Annotated in this window: 18 protein-coding genes, 1 tRNA gene and 1 pseudogene; 9 read left to right on the top strand and 11 right to left on the bottom strand. The window is 63.3% G+C overall.

Features of this window, described 5'->3' with window-relative positions; genetic code table 11:
- Nucleotides 1-26 precede the first annotated feature (26 nt).
- Nucleotides 27-266 (bottom strand): ribbon-helix-helix protein, CopG family, encoded by a 240-nt coding sequence (locus ACMUOY_RS11935; protein ID WP_413892949.1) that lies wholly within the window; start codon nucleotides 264-266, stop codon nucleotides 27-29.
- Between the two features lie 111 nt (nucleotides 267-377).
- On the opposite strand from ACMUOY_RS11935, the gene ACMUOY_RS11940 reads away from it, so the two are divergent.
- The 7 genes from ACMUOY_RS11940 (at nucleotide 378) to ACMUOY_RS11970 (ending at nucleotide 6985) form a co-directional block, all read left to right on the top strand.
- Nucleotides 378-2009 (top strand): hypothetical protein, encoded by a 1632-nt coding sequence (locus ACMUOY_RS11940; protein WP_413892950.1) that lies wholly within the window; start codon nucleotides 378-380, stop codon nucleotides 2007-2009.
- Nucleotides 2010-2140: 131 nt separating this feature from the next.
- The gene (locus ACMUOY_RS11945) at nucleotides 2141-2434 is read left to right on the top strand and encodes a helix-turn-helix transcriptional regulator (RefSeq protein ID WP_413892951.1); all 294 of its coding nucleotides are present in this window, start codon (nucleotides 2141-2143) and stop codon (nucleotides 2432-2434) included.
- 18 nt (nucleotides 2435-2452) lie between these two features.
- A complete protein-coding gene (locus ACMUOY_RS11950) occupies nucleotides 2453-2923 on the top strand; it encodes a helix-turn-helix domain-containing protein (RefSeq protein WP_413892952.1) in 471 nt (156 codons plus the stop codon).
- A 13-nt stretch (nucleotides 2924-2936) separates the two neighbouring features.
- Nucleotides 2937-4034 (top strand): site-specific integrase, encoded by a 1098-nt coding sequence (gene xerC / locus ACMUOY_RS11955; RefSeq protein ID WP_413892953.1) that lies wholly within the window; start codon nucleotides 2937-2939, stop codon nucleotides 4032-4034.
- Between the two features lie 521 nt (nucleotides 4035-4555).
- The gene (locus tag ACMUOY_RS11960) at nucleotides 4556-6037 is read left to right on the top strand and encodes an N-acetyltransferase (protein WP_413892954.1); all 1482 of its coding nucleotides are present in this window, start codon (nucleotides 4556-4558) and stop codon (nucleotides 6035-6037) included.
- Nucleotides 5997-6464, top strand: a complete 468-nt coding sequence (locus ACMUOY_RS11965; protein WP_413892955.1) for an ASCH domain-containing protein — start codon at nucleotides 5997-5999, stop codon at nucleotides 6462-6464. The genes ACMUOY_RS11960 and ACMUOY_RS11965 overlap by 41 nt, the downstream gene beginning before the upstream one ends.
- Nucleotides 6461-6985 (top strand): ATP-binding protein, encoded by a 525-nt coding sequence (locus tag ACMUOY_RS11970; protein ID WP_413892956.1) that lies wholly within the window; start codon nucleotides 6461-6463, stop codon nucleotides 6983-6985. Before ACMUOY_RS11965 ends, ACMUOY_RS11970 begins: the two co-directional genes overlap by 4 nt.
- A 127-nt stretch (nucleotides 6986-7112) precedes the next feature.
- On the opposite strand, the gene ACMUOY_RS11975 is transcribed toward ACMUOY_RS11970, so the two are convergent.
- The 6 genes from ACMUOY_RS11975 to ACMUOY_RS12000 form a co-directional block, all read right to left on the bottom strand.
- Nucleotides 7113-8327, bottom strand: coding sequence for a tyrosine-type recombinase/integrase (locus ACMUOY_RS11975; RefSeq protein ID WP_413892957.1), 1215 nt, complete (start codon nucleotides 8325-8327; stop codon nucleotides 7113-7115).
- 186 nt (nucleotides 8328-8513) lie between these two features.
- Nucleotides 8514-8601, bottom strand: a tRNA-Ser gene (locus ACMUOY_RS11980).
- A gap of 35 nt (nucleotides 8602-8636) precedes the next feature.
- Complete coding sequence (serS, locus tag ACMUOY_RS11985; protein WP_413892958.1) at nucleotides 8637-9956, bottom strand: serine--tRNA ligase; 1320 nt, start codon at nucleotides 9954-9956, stop codon at nucleotides 8637-8639.
- Between the two features lie 52 nt (nucleotides 9957-10008).
- The gene (locus ACMUOY_RS11990; protein ID WP_413892959.1) at nucleotides 10009-10950 is read right to left on the bottom strand and encodes a threonine/serine dehydratase; all 942 of its coding nucleotides are present in this window, start codon (nucleotides 10948-10950) and stop codon (nucleotides 10009-10011) included.
- The gene (ispH, locus tag ACMUOY_RS11995; protein ID WP_413892960.1) at nucleotides 10947-11918 is read right to left on the bottom strand and encodes a 4-hydroxy-3-methylbut-2-enyl diphosphate reductase; all 972 of its coding nucleotides are present in this window, start codon (nucleotides 11916-11918) and stop codon (nucleotides 10947-10949) included. The genes ACMUOY_RS11990 and ispH overlap by 4 nt, the downstream gene beginning before the upstream one ends.
- On the bottom strand, nucleotides 11918-12361 hold the full coding sequence (locus tag ACMUOY_RS12000; RefSeq protein WP_413892961.1) for an FKBP-type peptidyl-prolyl cis-trans isomerase: 444 nt from the start codon (nucleotides 12359-12361) through the stop codon (nucleotides 11918-11920). The genes ispH and ACMUOY_RS12000 overlap by 1 nt, the downstream gene beginning before the upstream one ends.
- 56 nt (nucleotides 12362-12417) lie before the next feature.
- On the opposite strand from ACMUOY_RS12000, the gene radC reads away from it, so the two are divergent.
- Nucleotides 12418-13104, top strand: coding sequence for a RadC family protein (gene radC, locus ACMUOY_RS12005; RefSeq protein WP_413892962.1), 687 nt, complete (start codon nucleotides 12418-12420; stop codon nucleotides 13102-13104).
- 8 nt (nucleotides 13105-13112) lie between these two features.
- Nucleotides 13113-13778, top strand: coding sequence for a Smr/MutS family protein (locus ACMUOY_RS12010; RefSeq protein ID WP_413892963.1), 666 nt, complete (start codon nucleotides 13113-13115; stop codon nucleotides 13776-13778).
- Nucleotides 13779-13835: 57 nt separating this feature from the next.
- On the opposite strand, the pseudogene ACMUOY_RS12015 reads toward ACMUOY_RS12010, so the two are convergent.
- The 4 genes and pseudogenes from ACMUOY_RS12015 to ACMUOY_RS12030 form a co-directional block, all read right to left on the bottom strand.
- Nucleotides 13836-14063: pseudogene (locus ACMUOY_RS12015) on the bottom strand (globin); the annotation flags it as partial.
- A gap of 3 nt (nucleotides 14064-14066) precedes the next feature.
- The gene (locus ACMUOY_RS12020; protein WP_413892964.1) at nucleotides 14067-14879 is read right to left on the bottom strand and encodes a hypothetical protein; all 813 of its coding nucleotides are present in this window, start codon (nucleotides 14877-14879) and stop codon (nucleotides 14067-14069) included.
- Between the two features lie 220 nt (nucleotides 14880-15099).
- Nucleotides 15100-15504, bottom strand: a complete 405-nt coding sequence (locus ACMUOY_RS12025; protein WP_413892965.1) for a group II truncated hemoglobin — start codon at nucleotides 15502-15504, stop codon at nucleotides 15100-15102.
- A gap of 93 nt (nucleotides 15505-15597) precedes the next feature.
- The gene (locus ACMUOY_RS12030) at nucleotides 15598-18129 is read right to left on the bottom strand and encodes an ABC transporter permease (RefSeq protein WP_413892966.1); all 2532 of its coding nucleotides are present in this window, start codon (nucleotides 18127-18129) and stop codon (nucleotides 15598-15600) included.
- Nucleotides 18130-18282 lie beyond the last annotated feature (153 nt).

Genomic DNA, 18282 nt, shown 5'->3' on the forward strand with positions numbered 1-18282 from the left:
ATTCCGTTTGAGAGCTAGAGCAATTTTCATTTTTGGTTCTTGCTACTCATCGATTGCTTTGCATCGGCCAGATGGCGTTTTCCCGCGCCGGTGCCAGCCGCGCCTGGCTCCTGAATCTGGACGTTCGCCCGCCCACAGTAATCCCGAATCATCACTTCGATCATGTTGGCAATGCTGCGGTGCTCGCGGTCGGCAACGGTGCGCACCGCCTCTTTCAGCTTGGGCTCAATGCGAAAGGTCAGTGTGGTGGTTTTGGCAGTGGCCATTGCGACCCCTATACGGCGGTTGTACTGTGGATATACTGCAATGTACAGCAAGGTCCAGCGCTGTCTAGTGGCGTTTTCACACCGATTTGACAGAGGGAATCAAGACCCGTCATGGTCCAGCCAAAGGTATCTTCAGGCGGTCTGCGCATCAGTTGCCCGCAAGGCGGCATAAGTGGCACGAGCGGCTTTGATTCCCTGGCACTGGCGCTTGAGGACTGGTTCGATACGCAATTGGCCGATCTACCCGATGCGCTGCGCAAGCGTGTCGTGCAGGAATTCTTCCCGATGCCTTGGGACAATCTGTCGGCTGACCAGCGGCGCAGCGTGGCGTTGCAGTTGGACTATCAGCACGACCCAGCCATGGAAAGTGACCGCCAGGACTGGTGGGACTTCTTTCAGCGCATGGATGCCGTCAAGGCTCAGATTACAGATTGGAATGCGGTGGCCACACCGACCGCCGGTGAACTGGCGTTGAAGGAAAAGCGCCTTGCGGAGCTTCAGAGAGAACTGGCCCGGATGGATGCTCAGGTACGCCATGCCCGAGGTGACTACTTTCCCCAGCGCAATCTGATCGAAGCGAAGGATGAAGCACCGGTGCCCGAGCCAACCCAAGCTGTTCGGTATATCGCCTACCCCAAAGCCATGCACCAGTTGGCCGCACGGCTGGGCGCGACCCCGGAGGAATTGGCAGCGTGGGTATTTTGGGGCCCAGGGCAAGGTGGCATAGCCGCCTATGTCAATGCCAATGAGCTCGATCCGCCACCGAGGTTTCACTTCGGCTTTGGCGGGAACGATGACTACGTATCGCCGTTGATGGCCACATGGTTCTCTGAAGAAGAAATTGCCCATTTCTCGCCGACCGAACGCTACATCACCGGCGAGGCACTGATTCAACGCTGGAAAGACAAGCCGGGCTTGCAGGCCGACGCTTTCATCCTGGCCAAGATCCGCGAGTCGCGGCTGCTGGACATCCACCCCATGTTCGGCGGCACACGGGGGACCTTCCAGGAGCACGATGATTTCCCGCCGCTGACAAGCGGCTTGTTCATGGTGTCGCAGGCCGAGCAGGTTGAGGCCGAGGATTTTGCAAAACCCGTTGACCGGGGTCCGACATCGACACCCAACGAACAGCCCATCAACGACCCTGCGGAAGATATTGTCGGCCACGGTGGCCCCAGCGCCGCCACGCAGCCCAACGCAATATTCCTTGCCATGGAGAACCTTTCGGCGAGCGAGTTGACGATGGCCTTTGTGGGCGATCGGGGCGAATCGGGTCTGGGCGCCAACAACATGCTGGAGATCTCGGCGCGGGGTGAGACCAGGCGCATTGCGTTGGCGGGGCTGAATCTGGTGGATCGCCGGCGCGGCTGCCTGAACAGCCAAGGCGTGATCCTGTTGGGGATGGCGCAAAAGAAGACTCTGACGCGCACCGACCAGAACGCGAGAAAAATGTCCCGGTTGCGAGACGTTTTCCGCGTGCATCTGGGCATCGCCAAGGACCCTTTCGAGGCGTACCGAAAGGGTCGGGGATGGGTGCCGCACTTCCGGATCTCCGACAAACGTGGGGCGGCGGACGCGCGTGCGAAGCGAGAAGCTGAACGCCGCACTGAATCGTTCGAGGAGCTGACTGAACGTGGCAATCAGTTCGCCACCTCTGGTCGATCAGAGCGCCCCTTCAATGACGATAACGATGATGCCGCCAGCGCCTGGCTAAGGGAGAACGATCCTGACGCCCGAGCCTGACAAACCGGCATTTGTCATGACCGCTCGTCATGGGTGCTTTCCCCGCCCAGCCTAGCTCTCCGGGGGATTTCATGTCTTGTCATGCGTAGTGTTGTGCGGAGAGGTTCCGCACGCCTCTACAAGGTGCAGACATGTCCAAAGTTACTTCCGCGACCGGCCGTCATACGTCCAACACGAACGCTGGCACGCACACCATCGCGCGGCTTCCCACCGCACAAGCGGAGTCGGGCTACTCCCGTTCCACGATCTATCTCCGCATGTCCCAGGGTCTGTGGACCCAGCAGATCCGCCTGGGGCCGCGCTGCATCGGTTGGCCGGCAAGCGAGATCTCGGCGCTGAACGCTGCCCGCATTGCCGGCAAGACAGACGAGGAGATCCGCGCGCTGGTCGTGAAGTTGGAAGCGGCACGCAAGTCGGCGGCATAAGCAGCGCCGAGGCATGCCATGAGCAAGCGTCATCCCAACCCCCGGCTGGCCAAGATCCATCGAAATTACACGGTGGATGAGATCGCCAACCTGTTTGGCGTGCACAAAAACTCAGTGCGGAACTGGGTCAAGGGCGGCCTGCCGACCAGCGACGACCGGCGCCCGATGCTGATCCTGGGCCGCGACCTGGTGGCGTTCCTCCATGCCAGGAGGGTGAAGAACAAGCGCCCGTGCCAGCCCGGTGAGATCTATTGCATGCGCTGCCGCGCTGCGCAGCGACCGGCCGGCGATATGGCCGAGTACCAGCCCATCACCAGCACCTCAGGGAACCTGATTGGCATCTGCCCATGTTGCGATTCCATGATGTACCGGCGAGTCAATCTTGCCAAGCTGGTGCAGGTTGGCGCGAATCTGGACATCACGATGCCGCAAGCCCTGCCACACATAGGCGAGAGCACTAAGCCCTGCGTAAACAGTGACTTGAAATAGGAGGCATCAGACCATGACAACACACAACGCCAACAACGAGCGGATCAAGCGCCAGTACTTCGCCTATCTGAAGGAGGCCAAGCGACACAGCGAGCCGACGGTAGACGCGGTCGCAAAGGCATTGGACCGCTTCGAGAACGACACGAAACACCGGGATTTCAAGGCGTTCCACTTCGAGCAGGCGATCGCTTTCAAGCGCCGCCTGACCGAGCAGAAGAACCAGCAGACCGGCGAGAAGCTGAGCAAGGCGACCCTGCACTCGACGCTGGCGGCCGTCAAAGCGTTCTTCCACTGGCTGGCCGGCCAACCGGGCTACAAGTCGCGGCTTCAGTATTCAGACGCCGACTATTTCAACCTGTCGGAGAAGGATGTGCGGGTGGCGACGGCCAGGCGGGAACAGGTTGGCCCGACGCTGGAGCAGGCCAGGCACGTCATCGCCATGATGCCGGGGCAGAGCGAGATCGAGCGGCGCGATCGTGCCCTGATCGCCTTCACGCTGCTGACCGGCGCGCGGGACAGCGCGATTGCATCGATGAAGCTGAAGCACGTCAACCTCATCGCGGGCTGCGTGGATCAGGATGCACGGGAGGTCAAGACGAAGTTCAGCAAGACCTTCACCACCTACTTCTTCCCGGTCGGCGATGACATCCGCCAGATCGTGGCGGACTGGGTTGCGTTTCTGCGGGAGCAGATGCTGTGGGGCAATGACGATCCGCTGTTCCCGGCGACGCGCATAGGGCTGGGGGCGACGCGGCAGTTTGAGGCCCTCGGGCTGGAACGGGCGCACTGGAGCAGTGCCGCGCGCATCCGCACGATCTTCCGGGATGCATTCACCCGCGCCGGGCTGCCGTACTTCAACCCGCACAGCTTCAGGAACACCTTGGTGCGGCTCGGCCAGGCGGTCTGCAAGACCCCCGAGGAGTTCAAGGCGTGGAGCCAGAACCTGGGGCATGACAAGGTCTTGACGACCTTTCTGAGCTATGGGCAGGTGGAAAGTCCCCGCCAGGGGCAGATCATCCGGGGGCTGGGGGCACAGAAGGTGGCGGTGCAGCCGGATGTCAGCGAGCTTGCGAAGGCGTTGATGCGGGAGATGCGGGCGGCGTCAGCCTAACACGGCTAGTTCGGCCAACTATTGACGGCAAGCCTCATCCAGAAGTTGTCATAAGAAAACCAGAAATTCACTGCGCTGAAGGACTCTCTCGACCGGAATCGGGCGTTCGGGTCGTTTCTATCACTGGCGCGCCGCGACCCGGAGACGATATTTGGGACACAAGTACGGCGGAGGTGCACTGGCGTTTCCGAATAAACGCGGAACTACGAGCGGTTAGAACATAGCTAACTGAATCTGGAACGGCAGGCAACGCAATCGCTCCGCCTTCAGATGCACTCGCGCCCTTGGGATGATCGGATCGACGGTCCAGCACTCTCCGGCATCGAACAGCATCGCGTGAATCTATTCACCGGACACCGGCGCCTGCGTTTGGTCGTTGGCCAACGCGAATCAAGCCAGAATTCGCTTACCATTGACGATCGACCGCACGGCACAGTCCATACTGAAGATGCGCGCGACCAATGCCACCACGGAACGGCTCGTGGAGATGCCCAACAATAGCCGCGCCTAGGGAGATTTCGGTGCCGATTCGCCTTCGTTTTCTGCTCGACACGAACATTCTGATCCCATTGCAGGACTCCATGGCGGTGCTGCAACCCGCCCTCACGGATTTTGTTCGGCTATGCAACGCGTACGGGCACCAGTTGCTGTATCACCCAGCTTCTATTGAGGACATCCAGCGCGATGCGAACGCCGAGCGCCGCAGCCGGACGCTGGCTCGACTGCCTCAGTACACCCTTCTCCAAGAAGGCGGCCCATGTCCTTGGAACACGCCTGCCTCGTCCGTTAACGACGCCTGCGACAACCGGATCCTGTGGGCGCTGGAGCAGAACGCCGCGCACGCGCTCGTCACCGAAGATCAGAAGCTGCACCGTAAAGCGCGGGATCGCGGACTCGGCGATCGCGTCTATTTCATTCAGTCCGCCCAAGACTGGCTTCAGAGGCTACACGAGCCCGCAGATGTCACCCTTCCAAACATCGAGGAAGTTGAGCTTCACACGCTTACGCCACAACTCGGCAGTGCCTTCTTCCAAACCATACGCAACGACTATCCTGGCTTCAACCAATGGTTCCAGCGCATCGCCATGGAAGGCCGCCGCGCGTGGGTCTATCGAGAGCCCGGTCAGGATGGCGTCCAGGCAATTTGCATCTTCACGGTGCAGTCCGACGAGAGGATCACTGACGATGGCAAGGTGCTTGGCGGACTGGCGCTTAAGCTGTGCACTTTTAAGGTGGGAGATGCGGTCCGAGGTCGCAAGATCGGCGAGTTATTCCTGCGCGCGGCCTTCCAGTTCGCTACCAACCACCAGTGTGAACACATTTTTCTCCACGCAAATGAAGAACAGCAAGTTCACCTGACCAACCTGATCGAAGACTTCGGCTTCCGGATTGTCGGCACGTACATGCGCGACGCAGTGTTCGTGAAGGAACATCCGGTACGGCCACCAGCGGTGCAGATGGCGCCGTTCGATTACGTCCGGCGCTACTACCCGCACTATCTTGACAACTTCGAGGTACGGAAGTTCATTGTCCCGATCCTGCCGGTGTTCCATGACATCCTCTTTCCGGATTGGATGGCTCCCGGTCAGGCGTTACCGGCCAACCATCCGCAACGGCATGTTGGCAACGCCATCAAGCTGGCCTATCTGTCGAACTCGAACAGCAAGCTGCCACGTCCCGGCGATCTCGTGTTGTTCTATCGAAGCCATGATCAGAAGGCCATCACCACACTTGGTGTGGTCGAGCGCTATGAATGGATGGGTGAGGCCGACAAAATCGCGCGGGTGGTTAGCCGACGCACGGTCTACACCGACGCGCAAATCGCGTCGATGACCCGCGAAAAAACCAAGGTCATGCTGTTCCGGCTCATCAGGCATTTTGAGAATCCTGTGCCGCTTGGTCAGCTTATGACTTACCCACGCATCGTTAACGGCTCCATCCAGTCCATTACCCACATCACCGATGAGTCTTTTTCCAGAATCCTTGCAGCAGCCAACGGGTAGAGCCGTCCTTCTGTCGATAAAGCCAAAGTACGCCGACCTGATCCTTGCCGGCAGCAAGACGGTCGAGCTGCGGCGCAGCTGGCCATCCAACGACATCGGCGTGATGATCATCTACTCGTCAGCACCTGTGCAGCGTCTGACCGGCGTCGCCCTGATTAGGGAGATCAGGGAGTGCGACTTCGACACGCTTTGGAAAGTCTCGCAAGCCCACGGTGGCGGCGTCACCTATGAGGATTTACAGGAGTACATTGGCAGTAAGAAGCTGGCCTATGGCGTCATGCTGGGACGTGTTCTTCCAGCTGAAATTCCGGTCGATCCGAATAACCTGTTTCCAAACTTCACTCCGCCCCAAGGCTTTTTTTACTTGAGCCCACAGGACTACCGGCGCGTGAAGACCGCCATGTTTCCGTCAGGAGTAGATCTATGAATATCTTCGTCGCGGGGATCCACGGCGTTGGTAAGACCTATTTGGCCAACCAGCTGCCCGCAGGCATTGGCCTACTGCATACCTCGGCCAGCCAGTTGATCAAAGAAGAGCTCGCCCTGCCAGAGTGGAACGCCGACAAGCGCGTGGCGGACGTTGACAAGAATCAAGTGGCATTGACCAAGGCCGTCGCGAGGTGTAACGCCTTAGGCACGGCACTGTTGCTCGACGGGCATTTTGTGCTCTTGAACACTGCCGGCGAGTTCGTCCTGCTGGGCGCAGAGGTCTTTAAGACATTGAACTTGAGCGCAGTTCTGCTGATAGAGGCGGACCCTAAAGTCGTCGCAAATCGTGTTCAGAGCCGGGATGGCCTCCGACGCGATACCGAATGGCTTGCAACATTCATGCGCGCAGAGCGCGCACAAGCCGAGGCAGTTTGCAGCGAGTTGAGTGTTCCCATACGCATCCTCGTGTCGCCAAGCGTCACGGAAGTCGTCGCAGCCATCGCATCGCTGAATCCCTGACGGCTGATCAGGAGTACTTCCATCAAGGAATGGTGGGTAGGTGCCAGCAGACGCCTGCTAGTGGCCGGGAGTAGCCTGTCATGTGATTCGGCGAGTACCCACTTCCGCTGCGTTTCGGTCGCAGAGGTCAAGCGATTCTGCGCTGGAACGATAGTATCTTCCCCGACGTGCAAGTCTCCAGGTAGTCCCCCCAATCCTGCATCATTTTGGCCCGCTGCTTGAGATAAGTGGCATGGTTGTACGCCGCGCTCACCTCATCGCGTTCCTGATGTGCAAGCTGTAGCTCAATGTGGGCGTGGTCAAAACCCATTTCGTGGAGCAGCGTCGATGCGACGCCCCGGAATCCGTGCCCCGTCATACGGCCTTTGTAGCCCATGCGTTCAAGGGCTTTCAGGATCGTGTTGTTGCTCATGGGCTTTTCGTGATCCCGCTCCCCTGGAAACAGCATGGGGCTGTGGCCGGTTACCAGATGCAGGGTCCTGAGTACGCTCGCGGCCTGGGTGGACAACGGCACAATGTGGGGGGTCTTCATCTTCATGCGGCTGGCCGGTATATCCCAACGCATGCCGTCAAGATCGAATTCTTCCCACCGCGCGCCAATCAGTTCTGAGGTGCGGACAAAGGTCAGTGCCATCAGTTTCATGGCCAACCGCGTGACCGGCGTACCTTGATAGGCGTCGATGCGGCGCATCAACTCCGGCAGTTCCTTGCCGTCGATCCTGGCCATGTTCTGCTTCTGGCGTGATGCCAACAGATCGCTGGGCCTGATGTCGGCTGCCGGGTTTCGCTGGGCCAACCCATGGGCGATGGCATAGCGAAACACCTGGCCAGAGGTCTGCAGGGCCCGCTTGGCCAGATCATTGACACCCCGTCCCGCGATGGCCTTGACCATGGCGACCAGTTCCGGGGCCTGGATCTCTGCCACCGGGCGCGCGCCGATGTGCGGGAAGACATCGGCTTCAAAGCGCCGAATCACCTGCCCGGCATGTTGTTCGCTGCGAGCAGGCTTCCAATGCGCCCACCACATCCGGGCCACGGACTCGAACGAGTTTTCAGCGGCGGCCCGGGTTGCCGCCTTGTCGGCCTTCCTGACGACCATCGGGTCGCTACCGGCAGCCAGTACTTTGCGGGCCTTGTCCAGACCCTCGCGGGCCTGGGCCAGGGATACATCTGGGTAGGCGCCCAGCGCCATGACCTTTTCCTTGCCGAGCACCCGGTACTTCCAGCGCCACAGCTTCGAGCCGGCCGGGCTGACGAGCAGATACAAACCCTTCCCGTCGCTCAGCTTGACGGGCTTGCCCCCCGGTTTGGCCTTCTTGATGGCGGTGTCGGTCAGTGGCATGGCGGGCTCCAAAGGCTTCAGTTTCGGCGATACCCCCAATTGAATACCCCCATGCCCCCAAAGATACCCCCAGCAGGCGTCGGCTTGCAATACCCCTCGTTGGACGTTAGAAAACAAAAAAGCCCCGTGGGACGGGGCTTTCAGGGATGTTTCTAGGACGGTGCTGAACAGTCAAAAACACATCTTTGGCGGAGAGAGTGGGATTCGAACCCACGGTACCTTGCGGTACGCCTGATTTCGAGTCAGGTACATTCGACCACTCTGCCATCTCTCCTGAAATTGCTTCGACTGGGCGAAGCGCCGATTCTATCAGGGTCGCAGGGTGTCCAGACCGCCCATATAGGGCCTCAGGACGGCCGGAACGGTGATGGATCCGTCGGCGTTCTGGCCATTTTCCAGCACCGCCACCAGGGTGCGGCCCACGGCCAGCCCAGAGCCGTTCAGGGTGTGCACCAGCTCGTTCTTGCCCTGGGCGTTCTTGAAGCGGGCCTGCAGGCGGCGGGCCTGGAAGGCTTCGCAGTTCGACACCGAACTGATCTCGCGGTAGGTGTTCTGCGCGGGCAGCCAGACTTCAAGGTCATAGGTCTTGGATGCGCCAAAACCCATGTCCCCGGTGCACAGTGAGACGACGCGGTACGGGAGGCCCAGCTTGCGCAGGATCGCCTCGGCGTGGCCGGTCATCTGCTCCAGCGCCTCATAGCTCTGATCCGGATGCACGATCTGCACCATCTCGACCTTGTCGAACTGGTGCTGGCGGATCATGCCGCGCGTGTCGCGCCCGGCGCTGCCGGCCTCGGAGCGGAAGCACGGCGTGTGGGCGGTCAGCTTGATGGGAAGCTCGGAGGCGGCCACCACGGTATCGCGCACCAGGTTGGTCATGGTGACTTCGGAGGTGGGAATCAGGTACAGGGTCTCGCCCTCGCCCTCCTGCCCACCCTTCTTGACCGCGAACAGGTCTTCCTCGAACTTCGGCAGCTGCCCGGTGCCACGCAGGGTGTCGGCATTGACGATATAGGGCGTGTAGCACTCGGTGTAGCCGTGCTCCTGCGTCTGCACGTCCAGCATGAACTGCGCCAGCGCCCGGTGCAGGCGTGCGATCGGGCCGCGCATGAAGGTGAAGCGCGCGCCGGACAGTTTCACGCCGGTGTCGAAGTCCAGACCGATGGTTTCGCCCAGGTCCACATGGTCGCGGGCCGGAAAGCCCAGCGGTGCCGGGCTGCCGCCCAGGCCACCGGCCGGGCTCCACTTGCGGACCTCCACATTGCCCGACTCGTCGGCGCCCACCGGCACGCTCTCGTGGGGCAGGTTGGGCACGCCCAGCAGCAAGGAGCCAAGTTCGCTCTGGATGACTTCGAGCCGCGCGGCGGAGCCATCGAGCTCGGCCTTGATCGCGGCCACCTGCGCCATCACGGCGTCCACGCTCTCGCCTTTGGCCTTGAGGCCACCGATCTGTTTGCTCAGGCTGTTGCGCTGGCTTTGCAGATCTTCGGTGCGGGTCTGCAGCGTCTTGCGCTCGTTCTCCAGCGCCGTGAAGGCGGCCACATCGAGGTAGGGCTGGGGGTTTTTGCGCTGTTGAAGGCGTGCAACGACGGCGTCGAGGTCTTTACGGAGGGAGAGGATGTCTAGCATCCGCCAATTTTAGTGGACCAGCCCCATCGGACCGGCTTCGAGCCGCTCGGGCTCAGGCCAGCTTCGCCGGATCCAGGTTCGCGCCACAGAGAATCAGCGCCACCGTTTCGTCCGCACGCGGCCGGTAGGCGCCGGTCTGCAGCGCCGCCAGCCCCAGCGCGGCGGCTGGCTCCACTGCGAGCTTCATTTCCTTCCAGAGCCAATGCTGCGCCGCCGCAATGGCGTCGTCGGGCAGCAGCAGTGCATCCTTTACGTGCTGCTGCGTCACGGCCCAGGCAATGTCGCCGATGCGCCGCGCCCCCAGCGAATCGGCCGCGATGCCGCCCACCGCCACGTCCACCGGCTGCCCCGCCTCGCGGGCGCGGAACAGTGTCGGCGCGCCTTCGGGCTCCAGCGCCACGACGCGGCATCGCTGCTCGAACCAGGCCGCCACGCCGCCGATCAGGCCGCCGCCGCCGACGCTGACCAGCGCCGAATCCGGCGCGCGGCCGCCCTGCGCCTCGATCTCCTGTGCCAGGGTGCCCGCCCCCGCCACCACCTCGGGCTGGTCGTAGGCATGGGTCATCAGGGCGCCGGTCTGCTGCTGCCGGGCCACGCAGGCCTCGAAGGCTTCGGCATAACTGGCGCCGGTCACCACCACCGTCGCGCCCAGGTCGCGCAGGCGCGCGCGCTTGGCCTCGGGCGAGACCTCGGGCACGAACACCTCGCAAGCCACCCCGAGTGATCGGGCCGCTGCCGCCGTGGCGATGCCGGCGTTGCCGCCGGAGGCCACGATCACGCCGCTGTCCGGCATGGGGTTGGCCAGCAGGCGATTGAGCATGCCCCGCGCCTTGAAGCTGCCGCCGACCTGCAGGTGCTCCAGTTTCAGCCAGACTTCGGCGCAGTGGATGCCCAGGGCGCTGCCCGGCAGCTTCCAGAGCGGGGTTTGACGCAAAAATGCCTTTTTCCCAGCGCCAATGCGTCTTGAGGCGCTCTCGATTTCAGAGCGATTCACCGCAGGTGCTCCGGCTGGGTCGCGTTGGGTCCGTCCAGCCGCAGGCCCTTGGGCAGCGGGAACTTCACGGTCTCCTCGATGCCCTGCATCTTGCGCACCGACACCGCGCCCAGCGCCTTGATGCGCTCGATGACCTGCTGCACCAGGATGTCGGGCGCCGAGGCACCGGCCGTCAGGCCCACGCGCTGCTTGCCTTCAAACCAGGCTGGCAACAGCTCGTCAGCGCTGTCGACCATGTAGCTCTCGGTGCCCAGCTTGTGTGCCACTTCACGCAGGCGGTTGCTGTTGGAACTGGTCGGGCTGCCGACCACGATCACGATGTCCACCTGGGGGCTCATCAGCTTGACCGCATCCTGGCGGTTCTGGGTGGCGTAACAGATGTCCTGCTGCTTGGGTTCCCGCACCAACGGAAACCGGGCCTTGACCGCCGCGGCGATGTCAGCCGCATCGTCCACACTCAGCGTGGTCTGCGTCACGACGGCCAGCTTCTGCGTCTGCGTGGGCTCGATGCGCGCCACGTCGGCCACGTCTTCCACCAGGTGGATGCCGCTCTCCAGCTGGCCCATGGTGCCTTCCACCTCGGGATGGCCCTTGTGGCCGATCATGATGAATTCAAAGCCTTCCTTGTGCAGCTTGGCGACTTCGACATGCACCTTGGTCACCAGCGGGCAGGTGGCGTCGAACACCCGGAAGCCGCGCGTCGCCGCCTCGGCCTGTACCGCCTGGCTCACGCCGTGCGCGCTGAACACCAGCGTGGCGCCGGGCGGCACCTCGTCCAGTTCCTCGATGAAGATCGCGCCCTTGCCCTTGAGCTCGTTGACGACATAGGTGTTGTGCACGATCTCGTGGCGCACGTAGATCGGCCGGCCGAACTTGGCCAGCGCACGCTCGACGATTTCGATGGCTCGGTCCACGCCCGCGCAAAAACCCCTGGGCTCCGCTAAAAGGATTTCCGATCCCGCTGTCATCACAGCACCCCGATCACGAGCACTTCGAAGGTCACCGGCTGGCTGGCCAGCGGGTGGTTGAAGTCGAACAGCACCGAGCCGTCGTCGCCCACCTGGCGCACCGCGCCGGCGTACTGGCCCTGGCCATCGGGCGTAGGGAACTGCACGACTTCGCCTACGGCGTACTGCTCCTGCGGATCGCCCAGCGCATCGAGCAGCTTGCGCGCCACCCACTGCACCATGTCCGCCTTGCGCTCGCCAAAGGCCTCGCCCGGCGCCAGCTCGAAGGTGGAGCGCACGCCCTCGTCCAGCCCGATCAGCCGCTGCTCGACCGCCGGCGACAGTTCGCCCGAGCCCAGCGACAGGGTGGCCGGCTTGCCGTCGAAGGTGTTGATGATGTCGCCCGCCGGACCGGCGAGGCGGTAATGCAGGGTCAGGAAAGAACCCGGTTGAACAGTTGCCATGGAAGTCCCGATAAACTGGCCTCCATTGTAGAAACCCGGCCACGCCCGGGCCGCCCATGGCACTCAAAGACCTTCCCACCGACGCGCAGCCGCGCGAGAAGCTGCTGGCCCGCGGCCCCGGCGCGCTCAGCGACGCCGAGCTGCTGGCGCTGCTGCTGCGCACGGGCATGGCGGGCAAGGGCGTTCTCCAGCTCGCCGCCGAATTGCTGGCCGCGCCACCCGAAGGGTTTGGCGGCATCGCCGGCCTGCTGCACGCCAGCGCCGAAGACCTGAACCGCATCAAGGGCCTGGGCCCGGCCAAGCGCGCCGAGCTGGTGGCGGTGCTGGAGCTGGCGCGCCGCGCGATGGCCGAGCAGCTACGCGAGCGCGAGGTGTTCAGCACGCCCGATGCCGTCAAGCACTACCTGCAGCTGCACCTGGCGCGCCGTCAGCACGAAATCTTTGCGGTGCTGTTCCTGGACAGCCAGAACCGCCTGATCGCCCTGGAAGAACTGTTTCGCGGCACCCTCACCCAGACCAGCGTCTACCCGCGCGAGGTGGTGCTGCGCGCCCTGCACCACCATGCCGCCGCCGTGGTGCTGGCGCACAACCACCCCAGCGGCACCGTGTCGCCGAGCCGCGCCGACGAGGCGCTGACCCAGACGCTGAAGGCCGCCCTGGCGCTGGTGGACGTGCGCGTGCTCGATCACGTGATCGTGGCACCCGGGCAGGCCCTGTCGATGGCCGAGCGCGGCCTGATCTGAAAGCCCCAATGAAACTCACCTCCCTGAAAGACCTGCAACCGATGCAGCGCCATCTGGCCGAGGCCCAGGCGCAGGCGGCGGCTCAGGACGCCGCCCGACGTGAGGCCGAGCGACGCCTGCAGGCCGAGCGCGACCTTTTCACCCGCGCGGTGGGCGCGGTGAAGGCGCTGCCGGATGCGCGCAAGGCACAGCTGAAGCTGCCGCCGCCCGCGCCGGTGGCGGTGCAGCAGCAGCGCGACGACCAGGCCGTGCTGCGCGAAGCCATCAGCGACGAGTTCGACGTCGGCACATTGCTGGAAGCCGACGAGCAACTGAGTTTTCGCCGCCCCGGGATCGGCCCGGACGTCACCCGCCGCCTGCGCCGTGGCGAATGGAGCATTCAGCGCGAGCTGGACCTGCACGGCCTGCGCACCGACGACGCGCGCGAAGCGCTGGCCACCTTCATCCGCGAGGCGGTCAAGGTAGGTCTGCGCTGCGTGCGCGTGGTGCATGGCAAGGGCCTGGGCTCACCGGGCAAGGCACCGGTGCTGAAATCAAGGGTGCAAGGCTGGCTGATCCAGAAGACCGAGGTGCTGGCCTTCGTGCAGGCCAAGCCGGCCGAAGGCGGCGCCGGGGCGCTGCTGGTGCTGCTGCAAGCCTCCGGTAATGCAATGTTGAACAAAAACCGGCAATAGCCAGCGTCGAGCGGTCATATATTGCTATCGTTTTCGATAGCTCCAACACCAGCCGCGTCAGCCGCCGCGGTTGCGCATCCAGTCCGCCGTCTGGAAGAAGCTGCCGCGCAGGCGCTCGCGCAGATCATCGGGCACACCGGTCTCGCCCATGGCCTGGTCCATGCAGGCCAGCCACTGGTCGCGCTCCAGGATGCCGATGGAAAACGGCATGTGCCGCATCTTGAGCCGGGGGTGGCCGAAGCGGTCGGTGTAGTACGACGGCCCGCCGAGCCAGCCGCAGAGAAAAACCTATTTTTTTAATGGCTTACAGCTTCCATTATTGCAATGGAATAGTTGCGAATGCCCTTTAGAACAATATACAGAGTATTCGGTGTAATCGTCCTTCGCAGCAGTTTTTGCAGCGACTGGGTGAGTATTACATTGCATTTCGCGGGCAAGATTTTCAACTAGAATTTCCTCCGGAGTCGAATCTCGTACCTGAGCAATTTGTGCGACCGGCCCATTATAGGTCTCTGGAATGCTCTTTATCTTTTCTTTTCCTTCAATGATGTCAAAAGCTTCCTTTGCCGAATTTTCAGCATATTGCCAAATTATAGGTAATGCCGTACTAATTTGGACATGCGGATTGAACAACACAACTGTCGTCGGAAGATTGTACGTATTTATTATGTCAGTCAATCCGAGCAACTGATAATTCAATATCCGGCCAAATAGAATACCACCATCTTGGCTTTTGTAAATGTATGCCCTCCACAGTCTTTCTGCATCGTTGTATGCGGCTACCGATTTTTCAAGCAACGCCAGTGCCGCAGTTTTTGTGTTTGGATTCTCCTGCCTAAAAATTCCCAACTCTCTCGCCGGTTCGAGGATCATTGATTTATAATTTTCATAAGATAATCCAGAATTTACGGCGCCAGCAATTGCCGAAAAGCCCGCCTTAACCCGCTTAATCGAAGTCGCATCATTGGCTCTGGTGGCATTTAAGTTGGTGAGTTCTTTGAGGCAGGCAAGCCTCTTTTCTTTGTCATCAATAGCGTTGCACGCTTCGAGCAGCGCACTCTGCTGAGCTTGCACGCCTAAACTAATAAGCATTACTGCCATAGCTGCGATGCTCCTGATCCCCTGTACCATTTGATCCACCTCTGGTTTCCTTAACTGAAGTAGGGTACACGATTCTGCGCAGCGGCGCCAAAAATCTGCAGTTGTTTTAAGGAGATTTGCTGGTGAACAAGAGGACAATTCAAGCCGGTACGGCGGTGTAGCGAATGAAACATGGAGAAATTAGGAGAAATTAGCGTTGGACTCCAATTTCACCGTCGCCCTACCCACCCCGGTTGCGCATCCAGTCCGCCGTCTGGAAAAAGCTGCCGCGCAGGCGTTCGCGCAGATCGTCGGGCACACCGGTCTCGCCCATGGCCTGGTCCATGCAGGCCAGCCACTGGTCGCGCTCCACGATGCCAATGGAAAACGGCATGTGCCGCATCTTCAAGCGCGGGTGGCCGAACTGGTCGGTGTAGTACGACGGCCCGCCCAGCCAGCCGCAGAGAAACCAGAACAGTTTGTCGCGCGCACTGGCCAGGTCCGAACCATGGGCGGCGCGCAATTCGCGGTACGCCGGCTCCAGGTCCATCAGGTCGTAGAAGCGTTCGACCAAGGCTTGCACACGCGCTTCGCCGCCGATCCACTCGAAGGGGGTCTGCGCAGGGGTGTTTTCTTCGGTTTCCATTGTTATTTTGGCCTCTTCCCAGCGTCGAATGGTCGTAGTCAGCTATCAACTCAGGAGCATTCCGGGCGCTGATCTCCCGGCACCTTGCGATCGCTACTCGGCCGCACGCCGCAGCGTCTCCACCACCGGGCGGCGCAGCACGTCGCGCAAGCCCCACCAGCCGGCCGCCAGCGCCAGCAGCGCCCCGGCCAGCGAACCCAGCAGCGGCACCAGCGGCGTGGCGGTCCACTCGAACTCGAACACGTAGTGCGCGAGCGCCCAGCCCACCCCCACGGCCACCGTGCTGGCCAGGAAGCCGGCCAGCAGGCCGACGCCGGCCAGCTCCGCGCGCTGCACCTGGCGCAGCAGGCTGGCGCGCGCGCCCACGGCGCGCATGATCGCGAACTCGCGCGCCCGCTCCTCGCGGGTGGCCGTGACGGCGGCAAACAGCACGATCAGCCCGGCCAGCAGCGCAAAGCCGAACAGGAACTCCACCGCGCGGATCACCTGGTCCAGCACGCGCTGCACCTGGTTGATGGTGCTGCTCATGTCCACGCTGGTGATGTTGGGAAAGGCGCGCACCAGGCGGTTGTCGAAACCCGCCGCCTCGGGCGCGCGGAACGAGGCCATGTAGGTGGCGGGCACGTCCGCCAGGGTGGCCACCGGGTACATCACGAAGAAGTTGGCGCGCATCGAGCCCCAGTCCACCTTGCGCAGGCTGGTGATGCGGGCGTCGGTGGGCACGCCGCCGATGTCGAAGCGCAGGCTGTCGCCGAGCTTGAGGTTCAGCGTCTTGGCGATGCCCTCCTCGACGCTGACCGCGCCGGCCTCGCCGTCGGTCCAGCGCCCGGCGACCACCTCGTTGTGCGCAGGGCGGGTGGAAGCGTTGGACAGGTTGAACTCGCGGTCCACCAGGCGCTTGGCGCGGTCATCGGTGAAGTCGTCGGGCGTGACGGCGCGGCCGTTCACGGCCACCAGCCGCCCGCGGATCATCGGGTACCAGTCGTACTTGCGCACGCCCGCCTCGCGCAGCGCCTTCTGGAAGGCATCGGCCTGCTCGGGCATGACGTTGATGACGAAGCGGTTCGACGCATCGGGCGGCGTGGTGCGCCGCCAGCTGGCGACCAGGTCGGTGCGCAGCAGCACCAGCAGCACCAGCGCCAGCAGCCCCACAGCCAGCGCACTGACCTGCACCACGGTGTAACCCGGCCGGGCGGCGATCTGGCGCGTGGCCAGCACCAGCCAGCGCGGCGCGGTGGCCTCGTTGACGCTGGCGCGCAGCAGCTTGACGGCCAGCCAGCTCAGCGCCGCAAACAGCGCCACGGCACCCGCAAAGCCGCCCACGGCAATCAGGCCCAGGGTCAGGTCGGAGCTGACGGCCAGCAGCAGCGCGGCAAAGCCTGCCACACCCAGACCCAGCACCGCCAGCGAGGCCGGCTTCAGGCCGCCGAGATCACGCCGGATCACGCGCAGGGGCGGCACCTTGGCCAGCTGCAGCACCGGCGGCAAGCCGAAGGCCACCAGCAGCGTCAGCCCGATGCCCAGGCCGAACGCGGCCGGCCACAGGCTGGGCGCGGGCAAGGCGCTGTCCACCAGGCCCGCCAGCAAGACCACGAACACATGGTGCACGCCAAAGCCGATCGCCACGCCCAGCAGGCTCGCGGCCAGCCCGACCAGGGCGAACTCCAGCGTGTAGCTCAGGGCGATCGTGCGCTGGCTCTGGCCCAGGACGCGCAGCATGGCGCAGTCGTCCAGGTGTCCGGCCGCGAAGCCCCGCGCGGCCAGCGCCACCGCCACGGCGCTGAGCAGGGCGGCCAGCAAGGCCACCAGGTTCAGGAACTTCTCGGCGCGGTCCAGCGTCTGGCGCATCTCGGGGCGCCCGCTCTCCAGCGACTCGACACGCACGCCGCGCACCTCGCCCTGCTTGACCTGTTCGGTGGCCCAGGCCACGAACTCGCGCACCCGCCGGTCGTCGCCGGCCACCGCCACGCGGTAGGTGACCCGGCTCGCGGGCTGCACCAGACCGGTGGCCGCGACGTCGCGCGCATTGATCATCACCCGCGGCGCGAAGTTCATGAAGCCGGCCCCACGGTCGGGCTCGTTGACGATCAGGCGTGCGATGCGCAGGCTGGCATCACCCAGCAGCAGCGCATCCCCCATCTTCAGGTTCAGCGCGTCCAGCAGCGGCGCATCGACCCAGGCCTCACCCGGCGCGGGAATCTCTCGCGTGGTCCTCCCCGCATCGCCAGGCTGCTGGCCCACCGTCAGCTGGCCCCGCAGCGGATAGCCGGGCGGCACGGCCTTGAGGGCGACGAGCTTGCTGGCGCCGCCTTGCACGTCGGTCGCCCGCCCCATGGTTGGAAAACCCACCGTCTCGGCCGTGCTCAGGCCGAGCGCGCGCGCCTTTTCCTGGAACGCGGCGGCCGGCGGGTTGTCGCTGGACACCACCGCGTCGCCACCGAGAAGCTGGCGCGCATCGCGCTGCAGCCCGCCCTTGATCCGGTCGGCAAAAAAGCCCACCGCCGTCAGCGCGGCCACCGCCAGCGCCACCGCGACGATCAGCAGGCGCAGGTCGCCCGCGCGCAGGTCGCGCCACAGGCTGCGCCAGCTCAGGGCCCAGATCGAGGGTCGGTGCAGGGTGTTCATGGGCGCTACCTTAGCGCATGTCGAGTGCACCCATGGGGCGACCCGGCACTCCCCCTGCAAAAGCGCCCAGCCGACGCCGGGCCACCCCCAGCCGGCTGCGGCCCCTTCAGCGCTGGGTGCCGCGCCTCTGGCGCCAGCACGTCCAGCGAAGCA

This window comes from Candidatus Skiveiella danica (assembly GCF_022705245.1).
GTDB classification, from domain to species: domain Bacteria; phylum Pseudomonadota; class Gammaproteobacteria; order Burkholderiales; family Burkholderiaceae_C; genus Skiveiella; species Skiveiella danica.